General features: G+C 62.3%; 13 protein-coding genes. 8 read left to right on the forward strand and 5 right to left on the reverse strand.

Going from position 1 to position 18095, the window contains the following annotated elements; genetic code table 11:
- Nucleotides 1–28 precede the first annotated feature (28 nt).
- The 4 genes from pstA to B8784_RS09235 all read right to left on the reverse strand — a co-directional run bounded on the left by pstA (nt 29) and on the right by B8784_RS09235 (nt 5157).
- Nucleotides 29–1612, reverse strand: a complete 1584-nt coding sequence (pstA, locus tag B8784_RS09220; protein ID WP_084397664.1) for a phosphate ABC transporter permease PstA — start codon at nt 1610–1612, stop codon at nt 29–31.
- Complete coding sequence (gene pstC / locus B8784_RS09225; RefSeq protein ID WP_084397665.1) at nt 1605–3011, reverse strand: phosphate ABC transporter permease subunit PstC; 1407 nt, start codon at nt 3009–3011, stop codon at nt 1605–1607. Before pstC ends, pstA begins: the two co-directional genes overlap by 8 nt.
- A gap of 83 nt (nt 3012–3094) precedes the next feature.
- The gene (locus tag B8784_RS09230) at nt 3095–3781 is read right to left on the reverse strand and encodes an RluA family pseudouridine synthase (protein WP_084397666.1); all 687 of its coding nucleotides are present in this window, start codon (nt 3779–3781) and stop codon (nt 3095–3097) included.
- Nucleotides 3781–5157 carry a sensor histidine kinase gene (locus B8784_RS09235; protein ID WP_084397667.1) on the reverse strand — a complete coding sequence of 459 codons (1377 nt, stop codon included), beginning with the start codon at nt 5155–5157 and terminating at the stop codon, nt 3781–3783. The genes B8784_RS09230 and B8784_RS09235 overlap by 1 nt, the downstream gene beginning before the upstream one ends.
- A gap of 203 nt (nt 5158–5360) precedes the next feature.
- Here B8784_RS09235 and B8784_RS09240 point away from each other — a divergent pair, with 203 nt between their 5' ends.
- From B8784_RS09240 to B8784_RS09260, 5 genes are all read left to right on the forward strand, one after another.
- On the forward strand, nt 5361–6785 hold the full coding sequence (locus B8784_RS09240; RefSeq protein ID WP_084397668.1) for an efflux transporter outer membrane subunit: 1425 nt from the start codon (nt 5361–5363) through the stop codon (nt 6783–6785).
- 14 nt (nt 6786–6799) lie between these two features.
- Complete coding sequence (locus B8784_RS09245; RefSeq protein WP_084397669.1) at nt 6800–8065, forward strand: efflux RND transporter periplasmic adaptor subunit; 1266 nt, start codon at nt 6800–6802, stop codon at nt 8063–8065.
- Nucleotides 8062–11277: an efflux RND transporter permease subunit gene (locus B8784_RS09250; RefSeq protein ID WP_084397670.1), complete on the forward strand. Its 3216-nt coding sequence runs from the start codon at nt 8062–8064 to the stop codon at nt 11275–11277. Before B8784_RS09245 ends, B8784_RS09250 begins: the two co-directional genes overlap by 4 nt.
- Nucleotides 11278–11364: 87 nt before the next feature.
- Entirely contained in the window at nt 11365–13569 is a 2205-nt protein-coding gene (locus B8784_RS09255; protein WP_084397671.1) for a M13 family metallopeptidase, read from the forward strand.
- A 168-nt stretch (nt 13570–13737) separates the two neighbouring features.
- The gene (locus tag B8784_RS09260; RefSeq protein ID WP_158085643.1) at nt 13738–14091 is read left to right on the forward strand and encodes a DUF1801 domain-containing protein; all 354 of its coding nucleotides are present in this window, start codon (nt 13738–13740) and stop codon (nt 14089–14091) included.
- A 21-nt stretch (nt 14092–14112) separates the two neighbouring features.
- On the opposite strand, the gene B8784_RS09265 is transcribed toward B8784_RS09260, so the two are convergent.
- Complete coding sequence (locus tag B8784_RS09265; protein ID WP_084397673.1) at nt 14113–14433, reverse strand: LuxR C-terminal-related transcriptional regulator; 321 nt, start codon at nt 14431–14433, stop codon at nt 14113–14115.
- A 290-nt stretch (nt 14434–14723) separates the two neighbouring features.
- Between B8784_RS09265 and B8784_RS09270 the strand changes: the two genes are divergently transcribed.
- From B8784_RS09270 to B8784_RS09280, 3 genes are all read left to right on the forward strand, one after another.
- Nucleotides 14724–16451, forward strand: a complete 1728-nt coding sequence (locus B8784_RS09270) for a tetratricopeptide repeat protein (RefSeq protein WP_143435396.1) — start codon at nt 14724–14726, stop codon at nt 16449–16451.
- Nucleotides 16452–16465: 14 nt separating this feature from the next.
- Complete coding sequence (locus B8784_RS09275) at nt 16466–16819, forward strand: hypothetical protein (protein WP_084397675.1); 354 nt, start codon at nt 16466–16468, stop codon at nt 16817–16819.
- A gap of 93 nt (nt 16820–16912) precedes the next feature.
- Complete coding sequence (locus tag B8784_RS09280; RefSeq protein WP_084397676.1) at nt 16913–18091, forward strand: thiolase family protein; 1179 nt, start codon at nt 16913–16915, stop codon at nt 18089–18091.
- The last annotated feature ends 4 nt before the right edge of the window (nt 18092–18095 follow it).

The following is an 18095-nucleotide window of genomic DNA, read 5'->3' on the forward strand; positions in this document are numbered from 1 at the left end:
GTGAAGTCTTCGACATTTCCGTCCATGACTACCATCTCCTTTCAAAGCGGCGTCTCAGAATGATCGCGATGAGGTTCATCAATACGAGAAAGACGAGCAGGACAATGATGGCAGCCGCTGTTTGCGGCTCCCAGGCCCGCTCGGCGCCTGTTGACCATTTGTAGATGAGCACCGGCAAGACTGTGGATTCGTCGGTGGGGCTGTCCGGTACTTCGGCGACAAAGGCGACCATGCCAATGAGCAGAAGCGGCGCGGTTTCGCCCAGGGCGCGCGCCATGCCGATAATCGAGCCGGTCAGGATGCCGGGCGCGGCAAGCGGCAGGACATGATGGAAGACGGCCTGCGTCTTCGAGGCGCCAACGCCGAGCGCAGCGGTCCGGATCGATGGGGGCACGGATTTCAGCGCGGCCCGTGAGGCAATGATCACCGTTGGCAGCACGAGCAGGCCGAGCACGAGGCCCCCGACAAGCGGGACAGAGCGCGGCAGACCCATGAAGTTGATGAAGACGGCTGCCCCCAGCAGGCCGAAGACGATCGACGGCACGGCGGCAAGATTGTTGATGTTGACCTCGATGAGGTCGGTCACGCGGTTCTTGACGGCGAACTCCTCGAGATAGACAGCCGCGAAGATACCGACCGGAATGGCGAGCATGGCGCAGACCAGCATGGTCAGAAGGGAGCCGACAATCGCAGCGGCGGTACCGGCGAGTTCCGGATAGGTGCTGTCGGAATTGGTGAACAGGGTCGTGTTCGGGACGCTTTTCACGCGGCCTTCATCCTCGAGCAGCATGGTCCACGCAATCTGGCGGTCGGTGACGGTGCGGTTGTCCTGCGCCTGTTCCAGGGCCAGGCCGGATACGTCGGCGCCGGAGACGGGCGCCTGGGGTGTGCCCGCAATGTATTCGAGGCTGGCCGTGTTGCCATCGAGGCCTGTCATGCGGAACCAAGTGCTGCCGATCTGAATGAGTGCGGTCGGCGTTGCTTCATCCTCACGGAACTTGTCGAGCGCGGACTGGAGGGGTTCGGCCTTGCCCAGCGTGATGTTGAACCCGTCATCCATCGAGCCGCTGACGGCGCCGGCCTGGCCAAGATTGACGGCCTTGCGCCTGGTGATGCCGCCCTTGAGATAAAGGTCGATATCGTCAGCCAGGGCGACCGAGAAGCTTTGCTGTGTGCCGATATTGGAGGGCGTGTCGGCCGTCTTGCGGGCCAGCGGCAGTACGGCGAGCCGGGTGAACAGGCCATAGAGTTCGCGCTGCAGGGAGAGGCCGGGATCTTCCGGCAGGAACTGGTCGGACAGCTCGTCCTGGAGCAGGAGATTGAACCCGCTGACATTGCGCGCGATTTTCTCCGGATCGCGCTCACCCTCCGGTGTGACATAACTGGCCTCGAGCGTGGTGTCGAAGGTCAGCACATGGCGGGTGAAGGCCGACGAGGCCTGCATGAAGATCGAGGCGAGCAGGGTGACCAGCGCGACAATCGCGATCCCGATGGCCAGCTGGCCATAGAGCTTGAAGCGGCTCTCGGCGGCATGGCGCTTCTTGAGGCGCTTCAGGGCGGCGTCCGTGACGAAGGTGCCCTGTTCGGAGGATGGGGGCACGGGGCTATTCATATTTTTCCCTGTATTTCTGGACGACGCGCAGGGCAATCAGGTTGAAGATCAGCGTGACGATGAAGAGCACGAAGCCGAGCGCGAAAGCCGAGAGCGTTTTTGCGCTGTCAAACTCGGTGTCGCCGGTCAGCAGCGCGACGATCTGAACGGTAATGGTGGTCAGGTCGGCCGTCGGGTCGGGCGTGATCTGGGCGCGCTGGCCGGCGGCCATGACGACGATCATCGTTTCGCCAATGGCGCGCGAGACGGCCAGCAGCAGAGCGGCAATGACACCCGGCAGGGCGGCCGGCATCACCACCTGCTTGACGGTCTCGGACTTTGTGGCGCCCATCGCATAAGCCCCGTCGCGCAGCGTCTGGGGCACGGCATTGATCACGTCATCGGAGAGAGACGACACGAAGGGGATGATCATGATCCCCATGACGATGCCCGCGGCGAGCGCGCTTGTCGGCTGGGCGGCGAGGAAGCCGTCGGGGACGAAGGCCAACCCGTTCACCCAGTTGGCGGTGCTTCTGACGAGCGGGGCGACGAACTGGAGCGCGAAGAAGCCGTAGACGACGGTGGGAATCCCGGCGAGCAGCTCAAGGATCGGCTTGACGATGCTGCGAAAGCGCGGGCTGGCATATTCGGACAGATAGATGGCCGAGAGCAGGCCGATCGGCGCGGCGACGAGCATCGCCAGGAAGGCGATCATGAACGTGCCGAAGAAAAGCGGAATGGCGCCGAAATCGGCGCCGGTCTGGGCATTCCATTCCAGCCCGAAAATGAAGCTGAAGAATGGCACGCGCGAGAAGAAGCGGAGCGCTTCGAAGAAGAGGCTGAGCACGATACCGATCGTGGTGAAGACGGCAATTGCGGCACACATGAAGAGAAGCAGTTTGATGCCATTCTCGACATTGGCGCGGGCGCGGAAATTCACCGAGAGCTTCCGCTTGGCGACAAAGAAGCCGGCCCATGCCGCCAGCAGCGCAAGGAAGACGGCAATAATGCGCGAGATACCGAGCAGGCTTGTATATCGCGCGGTGGCCGCGTCGAAGAGCGCATTACCGGTCGGGCCGGCATCGCGCATGGCGGACTGTTCGGCGATCCGGTCAATATACTGGTTGAGCTCCAGCGATCCGAGATCGCGGATACGCTGCGGCAGTTCGCCGGCCAGTTCGCCGCGAACCAGCGTTTCCCCGAACAAGGCATAAAGGCCAAGCACGATGGCGGCCGGCCCGATCGTCGCCATGGCAACGAAATAGCCATGATAGTTCGGCTGCGAATTCAGGCGTTCCGAGGAGCCCCGACCGACGGCCACAGCCTCGGTCCGGCCAGCGAAAAACGAGACAAAGCCCGCAGCCGCCAGAACCGCAAAAAGCAACCATGCAATGGGTAGATGTCCGAACGTTTCAAGCATGCAGCCACGCAGTCTTCCAAGCCCTTTGGCGCCTCATAACGCGGCTGCTTGACACATATGTGACACATACTGCGCACAGTGACTTATTTTTCAGATTGGGCCCATTCGGGGAAGGCTGGGGGCGCCTTGATATCGACTGTCTCGCCGGAATCCGGATGCCTGAAACTTAGGCCGCTGGCGTGCAGCAGAAGCCGGTCGGCAGCGTCTGGCTGTCCATAGAGACGGTCACCGAGAATCGGGTGGCCGATAGCCGACAGGTGCAAACGCAATTGATGTGTGCGTCCGGTGTGGGGCTGCAGCTGAAGACAGGTCGCGTCCCTCAGCCGCGCTTCGACCTGCCAGTGGGTCAGGGCTGGCTTGCCGCGCTCCCGGTCGATACGCCGTTTGGGCCGTTCCGCCCAGTCGCGGCCGATGGGCAGGGTGATCTCCCCGGCCTCGCGGCCCGGCTGGCCATGAACCACGGCATAATAGGTCTTGGTGACGTCGCGGCTTTGGAAAAGCCGTGACAGGGCGCGGGCGGCCTCGAGCGAGCGGGCAAACAGGATGAGCCCTGAGGTGTCCATATCCAGCCGGTGGACGACATGCAGCGGGCCATAGCGTTGTTCGAGATAGGTCAGCGCGGAGGCGGTTTTTCCGGCGCCGCGGCCGGGCACAGACAGGAGACCGGAGGGCTTGTCGGCGGCCAGAAAGAGCGGATCTTCGTGGACAAGGCCAAGCGTCGTCTCGTCAGGCGGGGTGTAGGGCCTGTCGGGAAGGCCGCCGGATGTCATCAGTCGTCATCCTGGTCTTCACTCTCTTCGGCGACCGGAAGCCAGACCCCGAAAGAGGCCCCGTCGCCTTCCCGGCTTGCAACGGCCAGACCGCCGCGGTGGCGGGCCATGATGTGCTTGACGATGGCGAGGCCGAGGCCGGTGCCCTCGATTTCTCCACCCCGGCTTTCATCGACGCGGTAAAAGCGTTCTCCGAGCCTTGAGAGGTGCTGGCGTGCGATGCCCTGGCCTTTGTCCTCGACGCGCATCCAGGCGGCCGGGACCTCCGAGGATGCCCGAGGTTGCAGCAGGGTCGAGCGGGTGGCCTCATGCCTGTGACGGGTCGCAAGACGGCTGGCCTCCGACATTGAGGGGGCCATGCCGATTTCCACCCGGACCTCGCCGTCGGCCGGAGAATATTTGATGGCATTGCTGACCAGGTTCTGGACGACCTGGGCAATTTCATCCCACTTTGCGGTGATCGGAATGGGGCGGTCCATGCCCGAGAGCTCCAGCCGGACATTGGCGTCATTCGCGATCGGCTGAAGCGAAAGGATCGTGCGCGACAGCACTTCGCTGAAGTCGATCACCGTGTCGGGCGCCCGGTGCTCGCTGAACTCGATCCGCGACAGCGACAGGAGGTCGGCCACAAGATGGCGCATCCGGTCGGTCTGCTGGTGCATGATCTCGAGAAACCCGTCCCAGGAGTCGCGGTCGTTGCGGGCCGGGCCGAGCATTGTCTCGATAAAGCCGGCGAGCGCGGTCAGCGGGGTGCGCAATTCGTGGCTGGCATTGGCCAGGAAGTCGGCGCGCGCCCGTTCGGCCCGGTGAACGGCGGTCCGGTCTTCCATGACGATGAAGACGCTCCCGGCTTCCGGACCCTGGGTCAGGTGGGCAAGCCAGAGTTCGTCGCCTTCGCCCGTCTGGAACTCGATGCGTTCGCCAGCGCCTGTCTGGGCGACGCGTTCGGTCGCCGACAGGACATCGGGCTGGCGGATGATGACGGATTTCAGCGCGCCTTCGATCTTGTTGATCCGGAAAAGGCTGCTGGCCTGCTGGTTGGCAAACTGCACGCGGCCTTCCGGCGAGATGTAGCAGGCCGGAAAGGGCAGGGCGTGGACAAGTGCCTGGATCGACGTGCCAACATCGGACTCGGCGCCCGAGGGTTCGCCGATCGTCTCGATGCGCGGCGCTGGGGGGACGGAGCCGACATAATAGGCAAGTGCGCCGGCGATCAGGACGATGGCCGCCATGATGCCCTCGACGATGCCGAGCGCGCCGGACGCAATGAGAAGGGCAAGCAAACCGGCACTGCCGACCGTCAGGACGATAAAGTCCTGGGCGCGCTCCGGGCGTCTTATAATGCGCTTCGTCTTCTGACTGTCACTCACAGACATTCATTTTCCAACCAGTATTCCCGCGCGCTGGCAAGCCACCTTGCGCGGCCACTCCCGTCATATTGCGCAGGAAAATGCACGGAATCTCAATCCCCTTGTGTTGCATTTACAACCACTGCAGGTCATTATTGATTTTCGATAATTTTTTGTTGACAGTCGAGTAGTCGGTGCGTAGAGCCGAGCATGTAACGGATGAGGGCCGTATGAATCGGAAGAGTGCATTTCTCGGCACATTGCTGCTGGTTGGCTGTGGAAGCACGGGCAATCTTGCGGGCGATCCCGTCGCCGTCTTCCCGGTGGCGCCACAGGCCCCTCAGGCCTGGGCGGCGGCCGGTGTGACAGGCGAAGCGCCCCGCAGTGACTGGCTGGCCCAGTTCAATGATCCGCGCATGGAAGCGCTGGTCAATGAAACGCTCGAGAACAATCCGAACATCCGCGCGCAATACTTCGTCGTTCAGGCGACGCGGGCCCAGGCCCGCAGTGTCTATGGCCGCTCGCTTCCGAATGTGACGGCTGGCGCGTCGGCCGGCGTCGTCTCGACCTATCAGGAAACCCTGGATGAGCGGTTTACCGATCCGAGCTACAGCCTGGGCGCGGATGCGTCCTGGACGGCCGATCTGTGGGGCCGGGTGCGTGCCGGGATCGATGCGGCCGAGGCCGACCTGAGCGCCAGCGAAGCAGATCTTGCATCGGCCCGCCTCTCGCTGGGCGCCCAGACGGCCATTGCCTGGACGGATCTGAACGAAGCCCTGGCCCAGGAAGCCGTGGCCGTGAAGACTTATGAGGCACGTGAACGGGCGCTGAAACTGACCGAACGGCGTTTTGCCCGGGGGCTGACCGAAGCACTCGATGTGCGCCTGGCGCGCAGTGCGCTGGCCACTGCCGAAGCGTCCATCGCTGCGCGCCGTCAGGCCAGCGGCAATGCCGTGCGCCGGCTTGAAGTCCTGGTCGGGCGCTATCCGGCCAATGCCATCGAGGCGCCGGCGGAATTGCCGGACCTGCCCCCGATCGAGGCGGCTGGCACGCCGGTCATGCTGCTGTCGCGCCGGCCCGATGTGGCGGCCTCCGAAGCCCGCGTGGTTGCCGCCGGCCTGCGCGCCGAACAGGCCCGTCTCGCACTGCTTCCAAGCCTGACGCTGACGGCTTCGGTGGACAATACCGAAACCGATTTCGCCGATCTTTTCGATCCCACCCGGATCGCGGCCAATGCCATTGCAAGCATCGCTCAGCCGGTCTTCAATGGCGGCGCGCTGAAGGCGGACCGCGACGCGGCGATTGCCAATGCGAAGGCCGTGCTTGCCGATTATGCGGCCACCGTGTTGCTGGCCTGGCGCGAGGTCGAAGATGCGCTCGCTGCCGACAAGTTCCTCGCCCAGCAGTCTGAAGCCCAGGAGCGCGCGCTTGACGAAGCCATCAAGGCCGAAGAGCTGGCGACCCGGCAATACTCCAACGGCCTGATCACGATCTTCAACCTGATCGATGCCCAGACCCGTCGCCTGAATGCCGAAAGCACGCTCATCGCCGCCCGGTCGGCCCGTGTTTCCAACCGTATCGCCTTTCACCTGGCGATTGGCGGCGGGATTCCCGGCGAGCCGATTTCCCATAATTCTGATACAATGACGCCTTAACCCCAGAGACCATCATGAAACGTATTCTCGCGCTCATCCTGCCTGTCATCGTTCTGGCCGGCCTCGTCTTTGGCGGTTTCTTCGTCATGCAGATGCTCAAGCCGCCGATCGAGAAGGCGGACGAACAGCCCCGTGGCCTTTCTGTCTTCGCCGAAGCTGCCGAGCTTACCGACCTGCAATTGACGGTGGAGGCCCAGGGCGATGTCCGTCCCAAGCGGCAGATCGTCATCGCCCCGCAGATCTCCGGGCGCATCTCCTATGTTTCGCCGGACTTTGTCGACGGCGGTTTCATCCGCAACGGCCAGGTACTGGTCCGGCTGGAAGCGGCCGACTATGAGCTGGCCGTCACCCGGGCGCGCTCTTCAGTTGCTTCGGCAGAGCAGGCTCTTGCCCGCGAACAGGCAACCGCCGAAGTCGCCCGCGAAGATATCGAGGAGCTGGGGATCGAGAATGCGACCCCGCTGGCGCGCCGGGAGCCGCAACTTGCCGAAGCCCGGGCCAATCTCGAATCCACCCGCGCACAGCTTGAAGATGCCCAGCTGGCGCTTAACCGTACGGCTGTAACCGCGCCCTTCTCGGGCCGCGTCCGCGAACGCAATGCCGACCTCGGCCAGTTTGTCAGCCCCGGCCAGGCGCTCGGCACGATCTTCGCCACCGATATCGTCGAGGTGGCCCTGCCGCTGTCCGACCAGGATATGGGCCGTGCCGGGCTGCCGCTCGCCTTTTCCGACAGTCCGGAAACGCCGGGACCGGAAGTGGTGTTCACCGCGACCGTTGCCGGCCAGCCGCGCGAGTGGGTGGGGCGCGTAAAGCGCACGGCAGCCGCGCTCAATCCGCAAACCCGCCTTATCAATGTGATCGCTGAGCTTGGGGATCCCTATGGCGAGGGGGCCGACGATGGCGTGCCCATGGCGCCCGGCCTGTTCGTGAATGCCTCGATCCAGGGCCGCGCCGTCGAGAATGTCGTGCGCGTCCCACGGGCGGCACTTCGCGGCGTCAACGAGATCTTTATCGGGGATGGCCCCGCCGGCAAGCTGGATATCCGGACAGTGAACGTCCTCTACAGCACCGATGACGGCGCCTATGTCGACGCAGGTGTCGAGCCGGGCGAACTGGCCATTGTCTCGCCGATCCAGGCCGCCTTTGACGGCATGAGCATTCAGGTCGTCGAGCGCATGCCGGACGGCACACTGGTCTCGCGCACACCCAAAGGCGGCGCGGCAGATGCCACCGGAGAGGCTTCGCTGGCATCCGGTGAACTCGATGGAGCTTCGCAATGAACGGTCTGGTCGCCTGGTGGTCGCGCAACGGGATCGCCGCAAACCTTCTCATGGTCGTTGCCTTCATCGGCGGGACGTTCGGCTTTCTCAGCCTCGAGAAAGAGGCGTTCCCGGCGGCTGACTGGAACGGGGCGACCGTCTCCATCGCCTGGCCGGGCGCAGCCCCGCAGGACATCGAGGAGCAGATCGTTGTCCGGCTTGAAGAGGTCGTGGCTGACATTGACGGGCTGAAACGCCTGACGGGCACGGCGCGCGAAGGCGTCGGCTATGTAAATCTCGAGACCGAGCTGGATATCGATGTCGACGAGTTTGTCGATGAAGTGAAACGCCGCGTCGATACGATTTCGAACCTGCCGCAATCGAGTTTCCCGGCCCAGGTCCAGCGCTGGCGGGCGAACAACCAGTATATGGGGGTCGCCCTGCACGGGAATGTCGATCCGCGTACGCTGAAGCATTATGCCGATGAAGTCCGCGACGAGATTGCCCTGCTTGAAGGCGGCGAGCTGGCTCAGGTGCAGGGGACGCTGGACGAAGAGGTCTCGATCGAGGTCTCCGAAGAGGCCCTGCGGCGCTACAACATGACCTTTGCAGAGGTCGCCAATGCGGTGCGCAACTCCTCGCTGAACTCCTCGGGCGGGACCGTGCGGACCGACACCGGCACCGTCTCGCTTCAGGCGCGCAAGCTTGCCGACAATGAGAAGGATTTCGGCGATATCATCGTTCGCCAGACGCTCGATGGCGGCACGATCCGTATTCGCGACGTGGCGACGGTCATCGATGGCTTCGTGGACGCCGATCTCGATGCGACCTTCGATGGCGAGCCGACCGCCTTCATCATGATCAATACGCCGGAGAAAATGGACATCGTCCGCTTCTCCAACAACATCAAGGATTACATGGAGCGGGCCAATAGCGGGAAAGGCCAGGAAGCCCTGCCGCCGGCCCTTAAGCTCGACCTGCTGTTCGACACGTCCGAAGTCTATAAGGGCCGTATGCAGACGATCACCTCGGCGGCCGTGCAGGGCATGACGCTGGTGCTGATCATCCTGATCCTGTTCCTGCGCCCTGTTGTGGCCCTCTGGGTGACGGCCGGTATTGGGACGGCCTTTGCCGGGGGGATGCTGATCCTGCCGCTGTTCGATGTCTCGCTGAACTTCCTGTCGCTGTTTGCCGTCCTGCTCGTGATCGGTGTCGTTGTCGATGACGCCATCGTGGTGGGCGAGAACATCCACAAGGAGGTGGAAAGCGGGCGACGGCGCGGGCTCGATGCCTCCATCGTCGGGACCCAGCTTGTCCTGAAGCCGGTCATGTTCGGTGTGATCACCACGATGATCATGTTCGCCCCATGGGCCTTCCTGCCCGGGCCCGAACGCCAGTTCACCGCGCAGATCACCTATGTCGTGATCGCCGCGCTGACCTTCTCGCTGGTCGAGTCGATGCTCATCCTGCCATCGCACCTCTCGCATATGCAGCCGCAGCGCTTCGAGGGGCCGCTGGGCGGACTGCTGAGGGTTCAGCAGACCATCGCCGACAGCCTGGTGACCTTCGCCAACCGGATTTACAAGCCGCTGCTGGAAGCGGCGGTCAGGCACCGCTACATCACCATCGCGGTCTTTACGTCCTTTTTCGTCTGGTCGGTGATGCTGATCACCTCCAATGTGCTGCCGGTTCGTGTCATGCCCGACATCGAGGACGACCTCGTCCAGATCCAGGTGGACCTGCCCGACGGCACGCCGCATTCGCGCTCGCTTGAGGTGCGCGACCAGTTGCGTGTGGCCGTCGACCAGACGCGCGACGTGTTCGATGACGAGTATCCTGAACTCGAACAGCACCTGATCCAGGATGTCTCGATCGTGGCCTCGGAAGGCGAGGTGCAGGCCTGGATCGGCCTGCTGGCCGCCCAGGAGCGCCCGGTCGGGGTCAGCACGAAGATGATTTCGGATGAAATCCGTACCAATTTCGGGGATGTCCCGGACGCGGAAGAGGTGAACTTCTCCTACACGATCAACAATTCGAGCAATTCGATCCGGTTTGCGCTGAATCACGACGATCTGGACCTGCTCCGGCGGGCGGCCGAAGAGGTCAAGGCCCAGCTGGCGACCTATGAGCAGACCTTTGACATTGGCGACAACCTGTCTTCGGCGGCTGAGGAGGTCAGGCTCGACCTGAAACCGGGCGCCTCCAACCTCGGGATCACGCTGAATGACATCACCTCACAGGTGCGGGCGGCCTATTACGGCATCGAGGCCCAGCGGCTGCCGCGCGATGGTGAGGATGTGCGTGTCATGGTGCGCTATCCGGAAAAGGCCCGCCGCTCGCTCGACAGCCTGCGCGACCTGCGGATCCGTACCCCTGATGGTCGCGAGATTCCATTGACCCAGGTGGCGGAAATCTCCTTTGAGCCGGGGATCAACCGGATTCTCCGCCGGGAACGCATGCGCTCGGTCACCGTGTTCGCAGACCTTGTCGGCGATGGCGCCCGGGCCCGGATCACCGAAGACATGGAGGCCAATTTCTGGCCGGACTTCGCGAAGAAGTATCCGCAGATCACACGCGGCGCCGTGGGGGAAGCGGAAAGCGATGCCGAGTTCTTCGGTGACATCGTCCGGCTCTATCTGATCGCCTTCGTGGCCATGTACATCCTGCTGGCGATTGCCTTCCAGTCCTATGCGCAACCGCTCCTGCTGATGATCGCCATCCCGTTCGGCTTTGCCGGGGCCGCCTTCGGACACGTCGCTTTCGGCGTCCCGATGGCCATCTTCTCCATGTTCGGGATTGGCGCGGCCGCAGGGGTTGTGATCAACGACAACCTCGTCCTGGTCGATTATATCAACCGGCGGCGGGAAGAAGGCGCCGGTGCGCTGCAGGCGATTGTCGATGCGGGCGTCTCGCGCTTCAGGCCTGTTCTACTGACCTCGGTCACGACCTTTGTCGGGATCCTGCCGATGATCGCTCAGAAATCCGTCCAGGCGCAGTTCCTGAAGCCGATGGTGGTGTCGCTGGGCTCGGCGGTTGCGTTTGCCCTGTTTGTGTCGCTGCTCATGGTGCCGGCGCTCTATGCCGTCGGGTGTGAGGTTGGCCGTGTTTTCCGCTGGACCTGGGGCGGCCGGCCCTACCGCCAGATCGGGGAGTCCTATGAGGGTCATGTCCACATCGATGAGGAAGAACTCATCGGGACAAGTCATGGCGGCCGGACGCAGCCTGCAGAGTAGATAATTTCACTTGCGGGGTAGCGGAGGGCTGACTGTGCCTTAAAACGGGCGGCAAACTGATCGATATTGTCCAAGGGAGAATAAAGGATGAAATCACTTTTCCTTGCGAGCACGGCTCTGGTCGTGCTGGGCGCCTGCGCCACTCAGGAAGTGGTCCCGCCGCCAGAAGCGAGCGACACCGCCGAGGCACCAGCAGAAACACCGGAGACAGAGGCCCCGGCAAGGGAAGTGGAAACGACATCGCGCGATGACTGGGGGACCTTCGGTCTCGATCTCGCTTCGATGAAGGACAGCGTCGAGCCGGGCGATGACTTCTTCGACTATGTCAACGGCACCTGGTTCGACAATTTCGAGATCCCGGCAGACCGGACCTCCTATGGCTCGTTCACCCTGCTGCGCGAGAAATCCGAGCAGCGCGTCCGCTTCATCATCGATGACCTGGCGGCTGAAAAGCCTGACCCGTCTACTCTGAAGGGCAAGGTTGCGGCCTATTACAATGCCTATCTCGATACCGAGACCATCAATGAGAAGGGGCTTGCCCCGGCTCAGCCCTATCTCAACGATATCGCTGATGTCGAAACACGTGAGGGACTGGCCAACATCTTCTCGCGCCCGGGCTTCGCGTCGCCTGTGGCCGGCTGGGTCGATGTCGATTCAAAGGCGCCCGACAGCTATATCTTCTATGTCACCCAGGCCGGTCTCGGCCTGCCCGACCGGGACATGTATCTTGAGGATACCAAGAAGAACCTCGAATACCGGGAAGCCTACAAGGATTACCTCGCCCTGCTTCTCGAAAAGGCCGGTTATCCCGAGCCGGAAGGCTGGGCCGAGCGTGTCTATAACCTTGAGGAAAAGATTGCGCGTGCGCAGTGGGACCGCACGGTCAGCCGCAACCGGAACCTGACCTATAACAAGCTCTCTAGGGAAGAGCTCGTGGCGCTTGAACCCGACTTCCCGGTCGCCGCCCTGCTTGAAGACCTTGGGCTTGGCGATCAGGAGAGCTTCGTCGTGCGCCAATTCGCCCCGACGCCCGAAGAGATCGAGGCGTATGGCCTCAGCGAGGACCAGCTTTCCGAGATTTCCGGTGGCGGGATTGCTGGCCTGCTCGATCTGATGGCGAATGAGAGCCTTGAGGACTGGAAGGCCTATTCGGCGGCGCACTTCCTCTCGAACCGCGCCGATGTCCTTCCGGCCGAGATCGACGACGCCTCCTTCGAGCTTTATGGCAAGCTACTGAACGGGCAGGAAGAGCAGCGCGAACGCTGGAAGCGCGGTGTCCAGGCCGTCGAGGGCGCGCTCGGAGAAGCCGTCGGCAAGGTCTATGCGGAGCGCTACTTCCCGCCGGAGAACAAGGCAGAGATGGACGAGCTTGTCTCGAACCTGCGCAAGGCCCTCTCCGACAATCTTCATGACATCGACTGGATGAGTGAGGACACCAAGCCGGAAGCCTACAAGAAGCTCGACAAGTTCACGCCGAAGATCGGGTATACGGAAAAGTTCGAGACCTATGACGACTTCCAGGTCACCGACGATGCCTTCGCAAACGATATGGAGGCCAATCGCTGGGCCTATCAGGACATGATCGACCAGCTGGGCGGGCCGATCGACGAGACAGAGTGGTTCATGCTGCCGCAGACGGTGAACGCCTATTATTCGCCGAACCGCAACGAGATCGTCTTCCCGGCCGCCATCCTGCAACCGCCTTTCTTCAATATCAGCGCCGATCCGGCCATCAATTACGGCGCTATTGGCGGCGTGATCGGCCACGAAATGGGGCACGGCTTCGATGATCAGGGCGCCAAGTCAGATGGGGACGGCCTGCTGCGCAACTGGTGGAGCGAAGAAGACGAGAGGGCTTTCAAGGCGCTTACCGATGCCCTCGTCGACCAGTATGAAGCCTATTGTCCGATCGACGACGGCGAGACCTGCGTGAATGGACGCCTGACCCTCGGCGAGAATATCGGTGACCTTGGCGGCCTCTCCATGGCTTACAAGGCCTACAAGATGAGCCTCGACGAGAATAATGACGGCACCATCAGCGAGGATGAGGAGGCCCCCGTTCTCGGCGGCTATACAGGCGACCAGCGTTTCTTCATGGCCTGGGCGCAGGTCTGGCGGTCGAAGTATCGCGACGATGCGCTGCGTCAGCAGCTCCTGACCGATCCACATTCTCCGCCTTATTACCGCGTCAACGGCATCGTGCGGAACTTCGACGAATGGTATGAGGCCTTCGACGTCACGAAAGAAGATGACCTTTACCTGCCGCCGGAAGAGCGCATCCGCATCTGGTAAAGCGGAACCTCAGGACACAAGACAGAGAGAGGCGGGGTGCAGGCCCGCCTCTTTTTTGTGTTTCCTCCGGGGGCGGCACACTTTTTGGCGCGCAGCTCTTCACAAGCCGCTGTCTTTGGCGTCTTCTCTACACAAGAGGGGTCTGGTGAAGGGCATGACATCATGCCGATGCCGAAGGCAGTTAAGCAGTATTTCGCGCAGCTCGACGGCGCCATGAAGCCTGTCGCCCTGGCGCTGAGCGAAGCTATCTATCGCCAGGGGCCATCCCTCAAGGCGACGCTGGCCTGGGGCAGCCCGTGCTGGTCGGGCCATCAACGTGTCCTCTCGGTCATCGCGCACAGGCATCATTGCAACCTCCAGCTCTGGTCAGGCGTGCAGCTGGCGCCGCATTATCTCGGCCGTATCGAGGGCACGGGAAAAATGCACCGTCATGTGAAGGTCAGACAGGTTTCAGACATCGATGACGAACTGATCGACATTATCGACCGGGCCATCCTGATGGATCAGGAAGCATTCCTGTAACGCTGACGGAAATTGGCGCGCTCAGGCGGTGTTGTCCTGCTGGACCAGGGCCATGCCTGCAAGATGAGCCGTGGCCACGGCGGCCGCGCCGGCCAGGGTCGTCACGCCGAGCTTTTCGAACAGCCGGCGTTTAAAGGTATCGACGGTGTGCATGGAGACTTCCATGCGGGTCGCGATCTCCCGGAGGGGAATCTCCTCCAGGATGAGGGTGAGCGTCTGGATCTCACGCGCGGAAAGACCGAAGTCGCCTTCCCGAAACACGCGAACGGGAGAGAAGCTGAACTTGCCGAGCTTGCAGCGTGGCTGCAGCCCGGAGGCGCGGTTGGACGTGTCAGACGGCATGGCGTCAGTTCCTTGAGCAGAGAAACACAGCTGCTACGGCAGCTGGCTTGTTTCTCTCCTGCCTAAGGAAATGTAGCCTCATATGTCAGTGTCTTACCGTTACATGGACATTTGGCGCCTCAGGGGCTGATGTAACAGTCGTTTTTCGCCAAAAAAATTTATTTTAATTCAGTGTTCTGATGAATTCCGGATGGAGTCGAACTTCCGGCTGTCCCGGAATTCCGTTACACAGGGTTTCAGGCGGGTATCACGTGATTGCGTGACATTGCAGCCGGAATGGGTGGGCTTTTGTGACACCGGGACGAAACGAGATCGAGCAACAGCTTGCACGGATTCTGCGGTCGCAGAAGTTCGTCTCGTCTCCGCGCATGAGTGAGTTGCTGGCCTATCTGGTCAAGGCGGTCCTGGATGGCGAAGGCGAGAAACTCAAGGGCTACGCCATTGGTGTGGATGTCTTCGACCGCCCGGAGGATTTCGACCCATCGACAGACTCAATTGTGCGGGTCCAGACCGGGCGCTTGCGCCGGCTTCTCGACGAGCACTATCTCGGCGACGGGGCACATGATCCCGTCCGGATCACGATCAAGAAGGGCCAGTACGCGCCCACATTCGCCTATCGTCCGGTCCCCTCGGTCGCCGAGGCGGGGCCGGGAGATGAGGGGCCTGCTGCCGGGCGCCAGGCGGTCCTGCCTGCGGGCTACTGGATCGCTGTGTCTGCCGTCGGTGTCATCCTGCTCGCCGTGCTCTTTACTGCGGTGCTGTCTAACAATTTCCTGCGGAATCCGGACCGCGCGCAGAGTGAGGTTTCTGTGCCAGGCAATGAAGATGCCATCACCGTTGCCGTCCTGCCGCTCAAGGAGTCCGGTCATACCTTTACCGACAGTTTTCTTGCAGACGGCATCACCGATGAGCTGATCCGGGCGCTCAGCCGTATTCCCACGATCGACGTGGTGACCCGTACCTCGGCCTCCGGGGAGACGAGGGACAGTCTCGATGCCGATTATGTGCTCGAAGGCAGCCTGCAGCGCGTGGAGGGACGTTTCCGGGTCAATGTCCAGCTGACCGCACTGACAACGGGGCGTACGATCTGGGCGGAAGACTATGAAAGACGCGACGCCGATATTTTCGACGTGCAGGATGAAATCGTCCTGGCGCTCGCCTCGGAGCTTCGCCCGCAGCTGCTCGGGGCAGCCAGCGAAGCCCTTTCGAACAAGCCGACAGACGAGCAGACGGCCTGGGAGCTTTACCTACAGGCAATGTGGACGCCGGGCGTCGCGGTCAACAGTCAGGCATGGGAAGTGGAGCGGGCGGCTCTCGCCGAACAGGCGATTGCCCTGCAGCCGGATTTCGGGCCGGCGCATGCCATTCTTGCGGAGAAATATGCCTATCTTGCCAATATGGTGCCGGAACTCGATACGCCGGACCGCGCGCAGGAAGCGGCCCTGCATGCGCGCCGCGCGATAGAGCTGGCGCCTGAAGATGCCGATGCGCTGTTCGGGGCGGCCATGTATTACTGGCATGCGGGCAATTTTGACCGGGCCGATGCCTATCTGGACCGTCTGCTGGAGCTGGATCCGAGCCACCCTATGGCCCGCTTCATGAGCTATTCTGCGCGATATACCTGCAGCCGCACGCCCCGGCAGGTCATCGACAGGATGATCGCCTATGACCGTTCGCTATCGCCGGACAATCCGGTGCGCTGGGTCGTGCTGACCTGGATCGCGCAATCGCATCTGAACAATGGGGACTATCAGCTGGCGGCCGAGTATGCCGAGACATCCACGCGCATCTTCCGGACGCCGGATTCCGTCTATCGGCTGGCCACGGCGCTGGTTCAGATAGGCGAGACCGGACAGGCTTATGATGCGTTTCTCGCGCAGAAGGAGTTCTGGCCGGACCTCGATCCGCATCACTATGCCAGCACCGTTGTGGCAAGACGGTGTGAAGGTGAGGCATTGAAGGATGAGCTCGTTGCCCTCTATCAGGCGATGGCCGATGCCGTCGAGCAGCCAGCCTGAGGAGGTTTGTGTCCATGCGTCATGTCTTGTGGCTTGCTGCCATTCCGTTTCTTGTCCCGCCGCTCGCTGCACAGGCGCAGGGCCAGGCCAATGACACGCTGCGCCACGTCCTCAACCGAGGAGCCGTCATTACCGCCCAGGGCTTCACCATACCGATGACCTTCGAGGAGGACGGCACCTATCATGGCCAGGCGGCGGATGCCGAATTCGAAGGGACGTGGCGGGTGAATGACGACCGGCTCTGTACCGCCTCGTTGATGTCGCAAACGGAAACCTGTGTGACCTATCCGCCGGGAAGACGGCCGGGCGATGTCTTCGATGTCGTCAGCCCCACGCTTGGCCGTATGAGCGTCCGGATCAACGAGTGATCCGCTATCTCGGCCCTGTAAGACCTTGACGCTGCGAGATCTGAGGCGCACATCTTCGCACACGCAACATTCGATAAAGCCCAGGAGGAAAATATGGCTGAGGATCCCGTCGTAATTGTTGGTATGTCACGCACCCCGATGGGAGGCCTGCTGGGTGATCTTGCGAGCCTGTCCGCAAATGAGCTGGGTGCGATTGCGGTGAAGGCCGCTTCCGAGGAAGCCAAGCTCAAGCCGGATGAAGTCAACGAAATCATCATGGGCAACTGTCTCCCGGCCGGTCAGGGCCAGGCGCCGGCGCGCCAGGCCGCGATCAAGGCCGGCCTCGACCAGCACACCGAAGCGACCACCATCAACAAGATGTGCGGCTCCGGCCTGCAGGCGGCTGTCATGGGCTGGAACGCCATCCAGTCCGGCAATGCCAGCATCGTGGTGAGCGGCGGCATGGAATCGATGACCAATGCGCCGCACCTGGTCGATATGCGCAAGGGCCACAAGTACGGGCCGTCGACCATGCGCGATCACATGGCCACCGATGGGCTTGAAGACGCTTATGAGAACAAGGCGATGGGCGTTTTCGCCGACATGATCGCCCAGGAATACCAGTTCACTCGCGAACAGCAGGACGCCTATGCGCTCGAGACGCTGAGCCGCGCCCAGAAGGCGACCGAAGGCGGCAAGTTCAAGCGCGAGATCGTGCCGGTCACCATGCAGACCCGCAAGGGCGACGTCACCGTCGACACCGATGAGCTGCCGCGCACCGCGCGCCCCGACAAGATCCCGTCCCTGAAGCCGGCCTTCAGCAAGGATGGCACCGTGACGGCTGCCAATGCTTCGGCAATTTCCGACGGCGCTGCGGCCCTGGTCCTGATGAAGCAGTCGGAAGCCGAGAAGCGCGGCCTCAAGCCGATCGCGAAGATCGTGTCCTCTTCCAGCCACGCCCATGAGCCGAAATACTTCACAACGGCCCCTGTCCCGGCGATGAAGAAGGCGCTCGAAAAGGCCGGCTGGAAAAAGGAAGATGTCGATCTCTGGGAAATCAATGAGGCCTTCGCCGTCGTCCCGATGATCGCGATGAAGGAATTCGGTCTCTCCCACGACATCGTCAACGTGCACGGCGGCGCTTGTGCCATGGGTCACCCGATCGGGGCCTCCGGCGCCCGCATCCTTGTGACGCTGCTTGGCGCCATGGAAGACCGTGACGTGAAGAAGGGCGTTGCCTCGCTCTGCATCGGTGGCGGTGAAGGCATCGCCATGTGCGTGGAGCGGGTCTAGGCGC

It is taken from the genome of Henriciella aquimarina (assembly GCF_002088975.1).
Lineage (GTDB): Bacteria > Pseudomonadota > Alphaproteobacteria > Caulobacterales > Hyphomonadaceae > Henriciella > Henriciella aquimarina.

What these genes read in the sequence shown, in the direction of transcription:
- pstA (WP_084397664.1), bottom strand. Translation starts at nt 1,612, where the DNA reads ATGAATAGCCCCGTGCCCCCATCCTCCGAACAGGGCACCTTCGTCACG.
- pstC (WP_084397665.1), bottom strand. Translation starts at nt 3,011, where the DNA reads ATGCTTGAAACGTTCGGACATCTACCCATTGCATGGTTGCTTTTTGCG.
- B8784_RS09230 (WP_084397666.1), bottom strand. Translation starts at nt 3,781, where the DNA reads ATGACATCCGGCGGCCTTCCCGACAGGCCCTACACCCCGCCTGACGAG.
- B8784_RS09235 (WP_084397667.1), bottom strand. Translation starts at nt 5,157, where the DNA reads ATGTCTGTGAGTGACAGTCAGAAGACGAAGCGCATTATAAGACGCCCG.
- B8784_RS09240 (WP_084397668.1), top strand. Translation starts at nt 5,361, where the DNA reads ATGAATCGGAAGAGTGCATTTCTCGGCACATTGCTGCTGGTTGGCTGT.
- B8784_RS09245 (WP_084397669.1), top strand. Translation starts at nt 6,800, where the DNA reads ATGAAACGTATTCTCGCGCTCATCCTGCCTGTCATCGTTCTGGCCGGC.
- B8784_RS09250 (WP_084397670.1), top strand. Translation starts at nt 8,062, where the DNA reads ATGAACGGTCTGGTCGCCTGGTGGTCGCGCAACGGGATCGCCGCAAAC.
- B8784_RS09255 (WP_084397671.1), top strand. Translation starts at nt 11,365, where the DNA reads ATGAAATCACTTTTCCTTGCGAGCACGGCTCTGGTCGTGCTGGGCGCC.
- B8784_RS09260 (WP_158085643.1), top strand. Translation starts at nt 13,738, where the DNA reads ATGCCGAAGGCAGTTAAGCAGTATTTCGCGCAGCTCGACGGCGCCATG.
- B8784_RS09265 (WP_084397673.1), bottom strand. Translation starts at nt 14,433, where the DNA reads ATGCCGTCTGACACGTCCAACCGCGCCTCCGGGCTGCAGCCACGCTGC.
- B8784_RS09275 (WP_084397675.1), top strand. Translation starts at nt 16,466, where the DNA reads ATGCGTCATGTCTTGTGGCTTGCTGCCATTCCGTTTCTTGTCCCGCCG.
- B8784_RS09280 (WP_084397676.1), top strand. Translation starts at nt 16,913, where the DNA reads ATGGCTGAGGATCCCGTCGTAATTGTTGGTATGTCACGCACCCCGATG.